The sequence below is a fragment of the Bacteroides sp. MSK.18.37 genome, from assembly GCF_019129155.2.
In the GTDB taxonomy this organism is placed as follows: domain Bacteria; phylum Bacteroidota; class Bacteroidia; order Bacteroidales; family Bacteroidaceae; genus Bacteroides; species Bacteroides ovatus.
The window spans coordinates 5,722,579-5,736,272 of the sequence record NZ_JAHOIB020000001.1 but is presented as its reverse complement, the minus strand read 5'-3'; the positions used below and the strand labels follow the sequence as shown (position 1 = coordinate 5,736,272).

Genomic DNA, 13,694 nt, shown 5'->3' with positions numbered 1-13,694 from the left:
TGATGTGTTAATTCATTAATTGAGTTGCAAATATAGTAAAACTTGTCGGGTTTAGCAGATTTATATGTATTTTTGTCGCTCATTTACTCTCAAAAAATACAAATTATGGAATTATTTCACAAGATGATTTCCGGTTTTCTGGGTATACCGGAAAGACAAATAAGTAGTACGCTCCATCTTTTGGGTGAAGGTGCTACGATTCCCTTCATCAGTCGTTACCGTAAAGAAGCTACCGGCGGACTGGATGAAGTGCAGATAGAGCAAATAAAAGAGCAACACGATAAGTTGTGCGACATAGCCAAACGGAAAGAAACGATTCTCGGCACCATCAACGAGCAGGGAAAACTGACTGCCGAACTGGAGAAACGTATCAACGACACCTGGAATCCGACGGAACTGGAAGACATTTATCTTCCTTATAAACCCAAGCGGAAGACACGTGCTGAAGTAGCCCGCCAGAAAGGGTTGGAACCGCTTGCCACCATCCTGATGTTGCAAAGGGAAAACAATCTTAGTACCAAGGCTGCCTCCTTCGTGAAAGGAGACGTGAAAGATGTGGAAGATGCCCTGAAAGGCGCCCGTGACATCATTGCAGAGCAAGTGAACGAGGACGAACGTGCCCGCAACACGGTACGTAATCAGTTCAGCCGCCAGGCAGAGATTAGTGCCAAAGTAGTGAAAGGAAAAGAGGAAGAAGCAGCGAAATACCGCGATTATTTCGATTTCTCCGAGCCACTGAAACGTTGCACGTCCCACCGTCTACTCGCCATCCGCCGGGCAGAGTCGGAAGGGGTGCTGAAAGTGTCTATCAATCCCGACGACGAGGCCTGCATCGAACGCCTGGAACGTCAGTTCGTACGTGGCAACAACGAGTGTAGCCAGCAGGTGGACGAAGCCACAGTCGATGCCTACAAGCGTCTGCTCAAGCCCTCCATCGAAACAGAATTTGCCGCTCAATCCAAAGAAAAAGCCGACGAGGAAGCCATCCGGGTATTCACCGAGAACCTCCGTCAACTTCTTCTCGCCCCTCCATTGGGACAAAAACGGGTGCTCGCCATCGACCCCGGATTCCGTACGGGATGTAAAGTTGTCTGTCTCGATGCACAAGGCAATCTGTTGCATAATGAGAATATCTATCCGCATCCTCCCGTGAACAAAACAGGAGAAGCTGCTTCCAAACTCCGCAAGATGATTGAGGCCTATCAGATAGAAGCCATTTCCATCGGCAACGGAACGGCAAGCCGTGAGACAGAAGATTTCATCAACAGCCAAAGCTTCGACCGTCAGATACCCGTGTTTGTAGTCAGTGAGCAGGGAGCTTCCATTTATTCGGCTTCGAAGATTGCCCGCGACGAGTTTCCCGATTATGACGTAACGGTGCGGGGAGCAGTCTCCATCGGCCGCCGCCTGATGGACCCGTTGGCAGAATTGGTGAAGATAGATCCTAAATCCATCGGTGTAGGTCAATACCAGCACGATGTAGACCAGACAAAACTGAAAAAAGCGCTCGATCAGACAGTAGAGAATTGCGTGAACCTGGTCGGTGTAAACCTGAATACGGCAAGCAGCCATCTATTGACTTATATCTCCGGACTGGGACCGCAACTGGCTCAAAACATCGTCAACTACCGGGCGGAAAACGGAGCTTTCGGTTCACGGAAAGAGTTGATGAAAGTTCCTCGCATGGGTGCCAAGGCTTTCGAACAGTGTGCCGGATTCCTCCGCATCCCCGGAGCCAAGAATCCGCTGGACAACACCGCCGTGCATCCGGAAAGCTACCACATCGTAGAGCAAATGGCCAAAGACCTGAAATGTACCATCGACGAACTGATAGCCGACAAGGAACTCCGCCGGAAGATTAACATCTCCGCCTACATCACCCCTACCGTCGGTCTGCCCACCTTACAGGACATTCTGCAGGAACTCGACAAGCCGGGACGTGACCCGCGTAAGGCTATCAAAGTCTTCGAATTCGACAAGAACGTGCGCACCATAGCCGATTTGCGCGAAGGAATGATTCTTCCGGGCATCGTAGGCAACATCACCAATTTCGGGGCGTTTGTCGATATAGGTATTAAGGAGAACGGACTGGTGCACCTCTCGCAATTAGCGGAACGGTTCATTTCCGATCCGACGGAAGTGGTATCCATCCATCAACACGTCATGGTCAGAGTGATGAATGTAGATTATGACCGGAAACGGATTCAGCTTAGTATGATCGGGGTACAGCAAGACTGATTGCTTCCCTTTTTTCTCCCCACCACACGATCAGAATCGTAAAAACAATCATAAGTACTGTGCAAATGAGCGAGCCTTCAAAACCGAAGGCTCCGCCATTCAGTACGTTTTCTTCGGGCATACGCAAAGTCAGCATGCTCGTCGTGAAATTATTTCCGCTCACCTGATAACCTAGAATCGGACCTTGAATCCAATTCCAGAAAAGATGAAGAGAGATAGGGAAACACAGATTCCGGGTATAAAGATAGGAAGCACCCAGCAACATACCGGCAAGTAAGAGATTAAGCATCGGTAGGAAAGCTATTTCTGGATTAAAGATATGCATAAACGCGAATAATGCCGACGAGATGAAGAGCGCCAGGAATTTATTCATATTAGTATGAAGCAGACGTCCGAGGATATAGCCGCGCATCAGAATCTCTTCAAACAACGCCACTAACAGGAAAAACACCCACGACCCCAATAAATCCAACGGCTTAAACTGAAAACCGGTGACTTCTATTTCTCCCAAAACAACAGAGATTCCGAAACCCAGCAAATAGAGCAAGATTGCCATCAGAAGTCCATACCACAGTCCACTGGCATGTCCTTTTAAAGAAAGTCCCAAATCAGAAAACGGACGACGTTCGAGACGAAGCAAGATTACGGCAGCAGTAAGAACAGCCAAAAGCATACTGGCCTCCACGAAAATATACCCTACTACTCCCGGATGACGAGCCTCCACTCCAAGAACCAACGACAAGCCTCCGCTAACCAGTGTCCCATACAATCCAATAAATATGAAAAGTACCACAATAAACAGCGAGATACATGCCCACACAGGAAGTCTTTTGGGTTCTTTCTTCCCATCTATGTTGTCTGCCTCCATTTTTACAATTTGTTAATCCGGCTACAAAATTAGATATAAAACATAAAAAAACATCATGTATTCTCTATTTTTCCTATATTTGTCAGAACAAATCTACAAAATTATGAAAATTAAACTACTATTGATAAGTTTCTTACTGGCCGCTAATGCATTAGGAGCCGCCGCCCAAGTGAGTAAGACGTATTATGTGAGTAAGCCCGGTACGCTGATTTCCATGATGACTGAAGAGGAAGCCAACAGTGTCACCCACCTCACACTGACCGGAAAACTGAATGCAGAGGACTTCCGGCATCTCCGTGACGAATTTGCCAATCTGAAAGTATTGGATATTTCGAACGCAGAAATCAAGATGTACAGCGGAAAAGCCGGTACTTATCCCAATGGAAAATTCTACATTTATATGCCGAACTTCATCCCTGCCTATGCTTTCTCGAATGTAGTAGGCGGAGTGACCAAAGGTAAAGCCACTCTGGAGAAAGTGATTCTTTCGGAGAAAACGAAGAATATAGAGGATGCCGCCTTCAAAGGTTGCGAGAACCTGAAAATTTGCCAGATCCGCAAGAAGACAGCTCCCAACCTGTTGCCGGAAGCGTTGGCAGACAGCGTTACCGCTATCTTCGTCCCCCTGGGCAGCAGCGACTCTTACCGCTACAAAGACAGATGGCAAAACTTTGCGTTTATCGAGGGGGAACCGGTAGAGACTACCCTGCAAGTGGGCGCCATGGGTAAACTGGAAGAAGAGATTCTGAAAGCGGGACTGCAACCCAGAGACATCAACTTCCTGACCGTTGAAGGTAAGCTGGACAACGCCGACTTCAAACTGATCCGCGATTATATGCCGAATCTCGTCTCTGTCGATATTTCCAGAACGAACGCAACAGCTATCCCCGACTTCACTTTCGCACAGAAGAAGTATCTGTTGAATATGAAATTACCTCATAATCTGAAATCTATCGGACAACGGGTATTTAGCAACTGCGGTCGCCTTTGCGGCACGCTGGAGCTGCCGGCCAGTGTGACGGCTATTGAATTCGGTGCTTTTATGGGATGCGATAATCTTCGCTATGTGTTGGCTACCGGAAATAAGATTACGACGCTGGGTGATAATTTGTTCGGGGAGGGAGTTCCGAGTAAGTTGGTTTATAAGAAATAAAAAAAAAGAAATTACCCTGATATAAATTGGTGATTAGTCAACTTATATCAGGGTAAATTATTTGAATATTAGGACACTAAGAATCTTTAGAATTCTGCTTTTTCCCCAATTCCTCATGATTTATCTTTTTCATATAACTAGTTGCAGATAATGCAATAGCACTTCCTCCCCATAATCCAAATAACAGAAAGAATAAGTAACCCAAATACGCATTCATTTCCATGCCAAGAAGATGCAAAATAATTAATATAAAAAAATATCCCCAAAAACTATAGAAAAAGCACAGGTGAGAATAATAACATAAATAATATCTGAATTTAGAATCTTTCATTTTATATTCTTTTTTATAATAGGTATTACAATCAGTGCTAATAATAATGGTAAAGTAAAAGCCATGTCCTTCATAAAAGAAGGCTCATACTCATAGAAAAACAACGAGAATAGTATTTTTATAAAACATAGAATATACAGCAAGTTTTGTATATATATAAGATATTTACCAATTTTTCCAAAAGACGTCATCTAATTTATTTTTAATAGGTTCAAATATATCATAAGCATTATGTTCTTCGCTAATTTTTGATTGAGTGTCTGTTGCAGCATAACTCTAAACACACTATTTGTTTTTAATTTCTTGTCCTCTTAGCGAATATGAGATTCTTTCTTGCTGGCTTGCTTCATTTTACGTTCTTGTTTCTTCTTATTAATCTCTTCTAAAGTATATTTCTCCGCTTTCATGGTTATTTTATATCCAAGAAATAATCCTATTAAAAGCAATAACAGATAATTGTATAATGTAGACTTATATTCAATAGAAAAAGCTATATATACCACAAGAAAACAACAATATAATCGCGTTATTATTTTATCAGATTTCAAATATAATGCCCGAATAAGACCTTTTCCCTTTAATGGCTGTTTGAGTATCTCTATATAAGGGAATAGATAACTCATCATTCCCCCTATCGCTATAATAGATAACGCAATTGCAAGTATTACCCTAATAATAAATATTAAAGCAGGATACTCAAATAAAAAAGAGGAAAAAATACAATAGGGAATCATCATAAAGCTAAACCATAGTAGTGACTTTTTATATATTGCTATAAATAGATATCTCATATAATAATAAGTTCGTCGTTAAAGTTTATTTATTTACCATATTTCATCTTGTAGTTTATATACCCTGATGTGAGTTCACTAAACTTTAGCTATTCACATCAGAGTAATAATGTTGAGGTTTTAAGGAGTAATATTTTTATTTGCTTGATCTACTATATATTGATTAGCTCTTATTGCTATTTTGTTTCCAAGATATAGTCCAAACAGAAGTAATATTAAATAAACTATTGCTTTTTCGTGACTATAGAAGACCAAATATATTGCAAAAAAAATTGCATATATCACATCTATATCCCGGCTAAATTTCAAACAAAAAGATTTAACAATATTATTTGTTTCAGTTTTCTTTTCTTTCAGACCTTTATTCCTTGACAAAAAGTTTAACATCTTGCCTGTCAGCCATGCAATCCATGAAATTAGTAATAATATTATAACAATAAACATATATTCAAATTCTCCTAAATCAGGATGGAATAAGCAATGAATTATCATTAAAATACTATTAAAAATAGTAATTCTCTTAAATATTAATATAAAAATATCTCCCATATATTGCTTTTATTCAAATAGTTTTTTTATCCAATTATAAATATCCCCTACATAATCTGTTGAATATTCTTCTCTACCTTCAACTTGATTTGTATGAGTTTCATAAGCATCTTGAGTGGGATCAGGATTTGTTAATTCCATATATGTTCTATCTATAGCTAACCCTATTATTACTTTTTTCCCAACTTTTATTATTCTCTTTTTATCTTTAGGATCTCTTTTCGGAGCCGGATCACCATTAGGCATCATCCCTGACACGTTAGTATCAATACTTTCCGCCACATTCGCCTGATTCCTGTCCAATCCTTCTTTATTCCTCCTGTCTCTTTTTCTTTGGTGCTCATATTCAGGACTAATCGCATTCTTTGCCTGATAAAATAAAAGAGTTCCAAAGGCATAAGACATTTTAGGAGTATGATTTATAATCTGCCCTAATTCCGCAAATTTCCCCGATGTATGTCTCATTATCTGTTGATCTGAAGGCAATCTATAAGATTGCGTGTTCGTCAAAGGATAATAGAATGGTAGAGGAAGAGGGGATGGAACGGGGATGACTTGCTTGCCATCAGGATCAATATGCTTCACCGGATTATTTAAACAATACCCGTAAGGAGTAATTGAATAATTCTTTTCACTCATCGGATCTGCCACATGCCATCTTCCCAATACCGGATCATACATCCGCGCCCCGTAATCATACCAATCCAGACCACCTTTTCTGTCCAGTTCTTTTCCGTTGTACTTGTAAAGCTGAACCGAAGGGGTGGATGAAGCCAAGATTCCTCCGAACGGATAGTAATGATTCACCTCTTCCGCTTCACGATCTTCATTGTATACGACACGAACATTACCCAAGTAATCTTTCAAGAAGAAATGATAACTATAGGAAACATCGTCCGCGAAAGAAACAAAACCTTCACCATCGAGAAGAATCTTGTCGAGACTTCCGTTTTCATAGATCGCTTTACCACAATAATCAGTGGTGGTGATAGAATCTCCCATCGCATGGATGACCTCCAGTTTCGTTCCGTCGGCACTATAAAGATAGCTGATTGTACGTCCGTCGGTAAACTCTATCGCACTCGGCAAATTTAAGCAATTATACCGGATTCTCGAAATTCCTTTGTTTAAATCTTGAATCAAATTGCCATTTAAATCATAAGCATATTCTGCTGATGATCGGATGCCGTCTTTAAAATCAGTGGTACTTCCATACATATTATTCTTTGCGTGGTCTGTCACATTAAGCAAATGATTGCCCTGATATGACAGATTCAAGCTATCAATGGCTCCGAAACTTGCCGGACCGACAGCTCCATTACGACACAAACCGAGAATATTGCCATTCTTATCAAATGAAGTGACCTGTTCGTCATAACAGTTCAGGTTGCCGGTCAGATTTTCTCCTTCACCATAGCAGGCATCAGTCATCCTGTTCATGCTGTCATAGGCAAAACGATAACCTTTACTGATGCCGTCCGTATCATCTTCCTCACTCCGCCATGCTAGGCTACTTATATTGCCATTATAACAGGGGATGCCAGGACTTGCATTATAAGAAATTTCTTCAGAAAGAAAAAAGCGGCACATCGTTTTTATTACCTGGTCACGGACGTCATACGTATACATTGTATAGGCACCCAATCCTCCCACATCTTTCAAAAACACCCGGCGGGCATTGTCATACGTGTAGTAAAGCAAATGATTGGCTCTATACGCATTATCAACGCGGTGATATACATCCCTAAGTTCTCCATCTGCCAGATATTCATAGGTATATTCTTCCATGTGCCGCTTTCCGTTCCCAATCTGATAGGTATGTAATCTGGCAAATAACTTTCCAGTATATGTATATGAATAAAAGTCTGTGTCATACCCGCCCAAATGATTTTGGGAACGTCCCTGTATTATTCTGCCTTTATAGTCATAATATAAGGCACTTGTCAAATATCGCTCATCATCCAGCACTTTTATTTTAGTCCCGGTCAGTCTCCCTTGTGCGGAGATAAGGGAGGCTTCGTGATTGATATATAAAGAATCATACTGCACTTTACCTTTCTTCTCCAGCCCGAAAGCGAGTTGGGTGTCCGTTGTGAAGTTGTAATCATCATAGTAATTCACTTGTAAAAGAGAAGATAGCGTATAAGGAAAATGCTCTACTTCATACCCGGAATGAAGCACTCCGTCTTTCTCCGAAGTCGTTCGATAAGCCCTTACTATGGAATTATCCAATGAAGGAGGATCATTGAATGAACAAAGTCCTGTTAATGCAAGCCTTCCCTGATTATCATAGAATGTGAACGTCCATTCTTTTTTCTGTGACTGATTTCCATTCTGTGACAATATAACCCTGTCGGCTTTGTCATAAACATAACCTATTGCAGCACAGCCAGGTAGTTTCTTCGAAATACAGCGTCCGAAACTATCATACAAGTATTGATATGCGTACAAATCGAGATTTCCTGCCGATATTTCATCATTAATCATGGGTGGGAGAACATAGCGTATTCTTCCGAAGCGGTCGAATACAAAATAGGTGTCCGCTTGTTGATTCCCTCTACCTAGCCGGGTCAGTAGCGTACGCCCCTGTTTGTCAACAAAGGTGTAAGTCGGTTTCCCGTCTTCATCCGTGGCCTTTGTCACCTGCAATTCTCCCGACCGATAATCTCCTCTGCGAATCAGTGAATCGTTATCATCTATAAAATAGAACGAACAACGCAATGAATCAGCCGGAATATTCGTCAGATATTCCATACGGGCAGGATGATCTCCCCAAGCATCCCCCACTCCATATTGTTCTGTAATACGATTTAGAGGGGACGATTCATAGTTAGTTTGCAAATAACTTCTTTTACCTGCATCATGATAATCCCACAAGACACCACCCTTCAAATCTTCAGGAGACATGTAAGAAAAGCTAGTATTCGTAGAGAGCCATTGTTTCTCTTTCCGTCCTAAACTATCATATTCTATCAGGTGATGGTGAGCCATAATAGCACCGGCACGGTCTGCTCCATAACTTTGTGCAAAATCGAGCTCACGTCCAAGTCCGTCATAGAATGTTATTTCATCATAGTTTTTTTCTTCATCCTCTCCAAGTGGTGTTCGTACATAAATGTAATTATGTTCTCCCGGTATGGAAGCCAGGGTGTCTTTTACGGCTGTCATGGAAAGATCATTTGCAGAAACAGGTCCTGAAAGCAGGGCTATGGCAAATATAAATAATGATATATGATTTTTCATATTTCTTGTTCTTTTAATAGGAATTTACAGAATACCGATAATCATAAGCCTTTATGGTTCGCCCATAATTATCTTTTTGTCTATTGAGCCGCTGTAAGAGGTCATATTCATAATAACTGACCACTCCGCACGGATCCGTTACAGAGGTAACTCCGGTCATCGGCTGATACGTATAGGATGTTATTTGCGCCTGTGGCAAAGAAGCTCTTAGACGCACCAGTTTCGCACGATCCGGTGTGCCGGCTTGCATGAACGGCACGAGGTCTCCTCCCATAGCTGTTCGGACTTCACTAATGGTAGCTCCCTTTATTTCCGCTGCCAGATGCAAATAGTTGTAGCTCCAAAGGTAAACCGTCTTACCCTCGTTTCTGACAACATATAAAGGATGTCCCAAAGCATCATAATCAATACAATTGTACACTTCTCTCAAAGCGCCCTCACCTACCCTTTCCCAGGCAGAATAGCAAGGAAAAAAATGATCGGATACTCCTTTTATAGGAACATATTCATATTTCACCTGTTTCAGTTGCCGGCTGGTTCCATCATCGGAAATAGAATATTCCTTTTCTTCGACAATCGGAGAAAGTATATGCTTTTGTACCATTTGAGTATATATATCCGAGCTGGACTCACGGATCCTTTTATAGGTTTGTTTTCTTATTCCTCCATTGGCACTTTCTGAAATTACTTTTATCAAGCCGTCCGGATCATATTCATAATCAGTCTGCGTACTTATCGGAAAAGAGGGATTGTCGTATAAAGTATCACTCTCGCTTTTCAGCCTGTAATCATACAAATAGACCTTGTATGAGCAACCGTCGGCATAAGTTATAAATGAGGTCGGGCAAATATAATCAAGAGATGTCCTCATTGATTTTACGTAAAGGTCGGAAGAGCGTTCATAGGTCAGATACTTGCTCGATTTTAAAATACCGCCTGCCGAATACAGTTCTTCACAAAGAAGTTTTCCCCGTTCTACCGATCTGGAAGCACAAGGTTCATAAGGCGTTCGGTTCGGAAGTATGATTGCTTCCGGGGCTTCGTCCATGTGTCCATTATCGAAGTTGGTATATTTAGAACGGATAAAAGATCCGTCCGGTCTTTTTTCAATCACCTCACTGTAGCCGATATGATTTCCGGAAGAATTGATACATGCCGGTAGCACAGACTGGCTGCTGAATCTTCTTATTATACGTTTTACATCTTTATCCGCCCCGGTACCTTCTACCTGATAATCATCAAAATAGTACTTCACCTGTCCTCCCAGACAACCGCTTGAGATTCTTGCTTTTTCTTTATTAACTAAATAATCATCCACATAAAAGTACTCTTTTTCTACTTTTTCACCACTTTCCAATCCTGTATCACTATTTATTATCTTCTTTATTCTTAGTCCTCCCGCTATTTTCGGCTGGAATGTATCCTCGTACCCTTCCCATCGATTCATTTTCACTTGCTTACAATACTCGTGAGGTTCGAAAACGAAACGTGTATATCCTCCCGTGGGATAGTGCAGCCTTTTCAAAACGCCAAATGTCAAAACATCCGCATTAGGTTCGCGAGAATCGTAATGAGTGGCATAATTATCGGTCATCAAACGATTGTTGTAAAATCCCCAGTGATCTACTTTTCCGGACAGATAAGGGGGCAACTGCTCCGGAAAGTCATACTCCATATTAAAATTTCGTCCGTTTGCTCCCCATACAAATTCAGAAACAGATTGTAATATCAGGCGCTGTGAGGCGTTGTCATTGTACGAGAAACGGTAATCCCGAATCCACTTTCCTTTCTTATCTTTTATTTCCAGGTTACTCAACTTATACCATTTCAACTTGTCCAAACAATTCGGATAATTATCATCCAAAGGATTATCTGCAAGAAAATTCAGAAAACGATATTTTGGATTTTTGCGCCATAACATATATTGAGAAGCATAAATATCCTGTGAATATCTCAATTCCGTAGTCACTTCACGCGCAAAAGTTATTTCACATTCGGGAAAAGAAATACGGTTGAGATAAACCGGAGATATAAGACTTCCCTGATAACTGTCTTCAATGGCCGTATGGCTCGAAGATGAGCACTCCGGAGTCAAGATTCCGCCACCAAATGTAAAAGACCCCAAATCATCATACAGTGAAATAAACATTTGATTGATAAAATCACCACGCTCGTATGTGTAAGTTATTTCCTGACCGTTAGTCAGGATGATTTTTGTCAGATACCAGGCTGTAGCTGTCCAAAAATCCGTAGCTTGCTGAAAAAATCCGATAGAATATTCAATGGCATTCCGTTCTTTACCAAAGATATATTGAGTGCCATCTTCAGTAGTCAAAGTAAAACCATCAAAAGAAGGCGAATATCCGGAATATTGAAATGCCGTATTCGCTTTTTCAAACGGAACATCCATCCAATTACCACTAAAATCCACTTTTACAGGCCTGTCACATTGCACGATCCATGTTTTGTCACTATTCAACATAAATTTTCCATGGTAATCCAAAAAATTGAAATCGAACTCGTCCGGCTCAAAATCTGCTCCACCATGACTTTGAGCTGTTTCTTTGAGATAGTCTTGCGTATTCCATTGAGGCGTATTTAATGTTTCGGAATGAAAATAATATCCCATATTCATCAAATAGGTATGATTTTTCACATTACAATCATCAGGCTTGCCCTTCACCGTTCTGGATACAACTCCTCCGGTATTTAAATTCCACCCCATTCCTACCCATCCCGGATGTTGGTCAGGACGTATCCCGGCGGCATGATAATGGAGAGAAAACGGCAATTTAAAATCTCCGACAGGAACTTCATATATAGGAACGGATATATCCGGCATACCTGTAAATTTTGAAACCGGAATCTCACCATAAAGTCCCAAGGCCGCTACATTAGGACTAGGTAACGATTGTGAGGAAGCAGGAATCTGCGCATACATAATATTGTTGCCTAGTAACCCCACTAAAAAAATAAAGATATATAATCTTTTCATATACAACTCATTATTAATTATTTCATTCTAAATAAAAAAACACAGGCCACACATCAACTATTATCAAATTAACAACCTGCAAAAGGAGCTAACCAAACAACTATTTCGTGCGACCTGTGATCACTTTTACAGATTCATCGCATTACCGCCCACAACGCCCAGCACTGCCGAAGCCACCGCAATGACGACTTTCAGAATCATATCCCAAAGGGATCTCTTGACTGCCATAACTTTACACACCTCCTTTCCATACGCTCTTTGAAGAATTAATTACTTTTAATCACTAATTACATTTAATGATTAGTTACTTTCAATGATCTATCACTTCCTGAAAACTCTCTTACCTTATTTTCCTGTTATCCTACTGAAAATTAGTCCTCTACGTGACTGGAAGCTCCAAACTCCGCTTTCACCTCAAAGCACGGACACGCTTTGATCCATTCTTCCGGCTCAATCTCCCCGTTTCCGTTGCGGTCGGGACTTAAATCGCGATGACCGCACACCCGGCTACCAGGATAAGTCTCAAGTAATTGATGAACCAGCAGCTTGAGTGCCGCCCGTTGTTCCGGTGTCCGCGTGTCTGCCGGAGAGCCGTGGCCATCCAAACCGCCTTCGTAGCAGATACCTACACTGTTCAAGTTGAATCCTTTCACGTGCGCACCGATACGTTCAATCGGTCGGGTGAGGTGCACTGTTCCGTCTTTGCGAATGTAGTAGTGATAACCTGTTCCGTTAAACCCACGCCGCCGATGTTGAGTTTCCAGATCATCCGGGGTGAGCGAACGGTCGGCACGAGTGGCGGAACAGTGGATCACGATCAAATCAATCTTTCTCATCATAGTGCCACTGTTTTTCTTATCAGTTGTAAGCATTATCTACACTCTATGAATTAAGCTGCCGGGTCCGGAGCTTCACCGCTACCGCCTCCATTGCCTCCACCGACATCTTCTCCACCACCTTCATCACCGGGATCTTCACCATCGGTTTTCTTCTTCTTGGGTGCGTCGAGATCCAGAAACTCGATTTTCTCACCGGCACGGGTAGACGTCAGATTAGGACGAACACTGCTCGAAGGACGGAAATTGATATTGACCGTTTTGATGTTCTTCATCGTACACTCATCTTTCGTGTCCACTCCCCGCGTGGTAGCGGAAAGGCTGAATACACCAAAATCATGGATATTGACGGATTTACCGTCGAACAGCGCCGTACGCATCGCTTCTACGAGATTAGTCAGCACACTCTGAATGTCACCCAGCGACAGGGAACTTTTCTCTTTCATCGTGTAAGCAAGTTTATCCAGGTCTACACTCTGTCCCTGCGTCACAAGTTGCGGATGATACTTCACCACCCCATCAACCTTTCTCGGGTCTTTACGACCCATTCTTTTAAATGGTATTGCCATGATAAATTAAAAATTGAGAATTAATAATTGAAAAATAAATATTACAAACCGCGGTTACCGCAATCAATATCGGAAGAGAGGAACGAGCTCTGTTTCTTTTTCTTTCGATACCTCAAAGATA

General features: G+C 41.6%; 11 protein-coding genes. 2 read left to right on the top strand and 9 right to left on the bottom strand.

The genetic code is table 11. From position 1 onward, the window contains the following. Window positions 1-105 precede the first annotated feature (105 nt). The gene (locus tag KSX81_RS22165) at window positions 106-2,238 is read left to right on the top strand and encodes a Tex family protein (protein WP_004297861.1); all 2,133 of its coding nucleotides are present in this window, start codon (window positions 106-108) and stop codon (window positions 2,236-2,238) included. On the opposite strand, the gene KSX81_RS22160 is transcribed toward KSX81_RS22165, so the two are convergent. Continuing rightward, window positions 2,210-3,106: a CPBP family intramembrane glutamic endopeptidase gene (locus KSX81_RS22160; protein WP_004297862.1), complete on the bottom strand. Its 897-nt coding sequence runs from the start codon at window positions 3,104-3,106 to the stop codon at window positions 2,210-2,212. The genes KSX81_RS22165 and KSX81_RS22160 overlap by 29 nt on opposite strands. Before the next feature lie 103 nt (window positions 3,107-3,209). Here KSX81_RS22160 and KSX81_RS22155 point away from each other — a divergent pair, with 103 nt between their 5' ends. Further along, a complete protein-coding gene (locus tag KSX81_RS22155) occupies window positions 3,210-4,259 on the top strand; it encodes a leucine-rich repeat domain-containing protein (RefSeq protein WP_032849065.1) in 1,050 nt (349 codons plus the stop codon). 76 nt (window positions 4,260-4,335) lie between these two features. On the opposite strand, the gene KSX81_RS22150 is transcribed toward KSX81_RS22155, so the two are convergent. The 8 genes from KSX81_RS22150 to KSX81_RS22115 all read right to left on the bottom strand — a co-directional run bounded on the left by KSX81_RS22150 (window position 4,336) and on the right by KSX81_RS22115 (window position 13,573). Then, the gene (locus KSX81_RS22150; RefSeq protein ID WP_004297864.1) at window positions 4,336-4,590 is read right to left on the bottom strand and encodes a hypothetical protein; all 255 of its coding nucleotides are present in this window, start codon (window positions 4,588-4,590) and stop codon (window positions 4,336-4,338) included. A gap of 311 nt (window positions 4,591-4,901) precedes the next feature. Then, complete coding sequence (locus tag KSX81_RS22145) at window positions 4,902-5,381, bottom strand: hypothetical protein (protein WP_004297867.1); 480 nt, start codon at window positions 5,379-5,381, stop codon at window positions 4,902-4,904. Between the two features lie 120 nt (window positions 5,382-5,501). Further along, window positions 5,502-5,930 carry a hypothetical protein gene (locus KSX81_RS22140; protein WP_004297868.1) on the bottom strand — a complete coding sequence of 143 codons (429 nt, stop codon included), beginning with the start codon at window positions 5,928-5,930 and terminating at the stop codon, window positions 5,502-5,504. Window positions 5,931-5,939: 9 nt separating this feature from the next. Further along, entirely contained in the window at window positions 5,940-9,173 is a 3,234-nt protein-coding gene (locus KSX81_RS22135; protein WP_059365488.1) for an RHS repeat domain-containing protein, read from the bottom strand. Between the two features lie 13 nt (window positions 9,174-9,186). Next, window positions 9,187-12,168 (bottom strand): hypothetical protein, encoded by a 2,982-nt coding sequence (locus KSX81_RS22130; RefSeq protein WP_004297871.1) that lies wholly within the window; start codon window positions 12,166-12,168, stop codon window positions 9,187-9,189. Window positions 12,169-12,294: 126 nt separating this feature from the next. Next, the gene (locus KSX81_RS22125) at window positions 12,295-12,396 is read right to left on the bottom strand and encodes a smalltalk protein (RefSeq protein WP_004297873.1); all 102 of its coding nucleotides are present in this window, start codon (window positions 12,394-12,396) and stop codon (window positions 12,295-12,297) included. A 143-nt stretch (window positions 12,397-12,539) separates the two neighbouring features. Further along, the gene (locus KSX81_RS22120) at window positions 12,540-13,007 is read right to left on the bottom strand and encodes an N-acetylmuramoyl-L-alanine amidase (protein ID WP_004318862.1); all 468 of its coding nucleotides are present in this window, start codon (window positions 13,005-13,007) and stop codon (window positions 12,540-12,542) included. 50 nt (window positions 13,008-13,057) lie between these two features. Then, window positions 13,058-13,573: an HU family DNA-binding protein gene (locus KSX81_RS22115; protein ID WP_175353641.1), complete on the bottom strand. Its 516-nt coding sequence runs from the start codon at window positions 13,571-13,573 to the stop codon at window positions 13,058-13,060. Window positions 13,574-13,694 lie beyond the last annotated feature (121 nt).

Excerpts from the sequence above, each read along its gene's own strand:
- KSX81_RS22125 (WP_004297873.1), bottom strand. The coding sequence starts at position 12,396 with ATGGCAGTCAAGAGATCCCTTTGGGATATGATTCTGAAAGTCGTCATT.
- KSX81_RS22160 (WP_004297862.1), bottom strand. The coding sequence starts at position 3,106 with ATGGAGGCAGACAACATAGATGGGAAGAAAGAACCCAAAAGACTTCCT.
- KSX81_RS22120 (WP_004318862.1), bottom strand. The coding sequence starts at position 13,007 with ATGATGAGAAAGATTGATTTGATCGTGATCCACTGTTCCGCCACTCGT.
- KSX81_RS22155 (WP_032849065.1), top strand. The coding sequence starts at position 3,210 with ATGAAAATTAAACTACTATTGATAAGTTTCTTACTGGCCGCTAATGCA.
- KSX81_RS22135 (WP_059365488.1), bottom strand. The coding sequence starts at position 9,173 with ATGAAAAATCATATATCATTATTTATATTTGCCATAGCCCTGCTTTCA.
- KSX81_RS22145 (WP_004297867.1), bottom strand. The coding sequence starts at position 5,381 with ATGAGATATCTATTTATAGCAATATATAAAAAGTCACTACTATGGTTT.
- KSX81_RS22130 (WP_004297871.1), bottom strand. The coding sequence starts at position 12,168 with ATGAAAAGATTATATATCTTTATTTTTTTAGTGGGGTTACTAGGCAAC.
- KSX81_RS22150 (WP_004297864.1), bottom strand. The coding sequence starts at position 4,590 with ATGAAAGATTCTAAATTCAGATATTATTTATGTTATTATTCTCACCTG.
- KSX81_RS22165 (WP_004297861.1), top strand. The coding sequence starts at position 106 with ATGGAATTATTTCACAAGATGATTTCCGGTTTTCTGGGTATACCGGAA.
- KSX81_RS22140 (WP_004297868.1), bottom strand. The coding sequence starts at position 5,930 with ATGGGAGATATTTTTATATTAATATTTAAGAGAATTACTATTTTTAAT.
- KSX81_RS22115 (WP_175353641.1), bottom strand. The coding sequence starts at position 13,573 with ATGGCAATACCATTTAAAAGAATGGGTCGTAAAGACCCGAGAAAGGTT.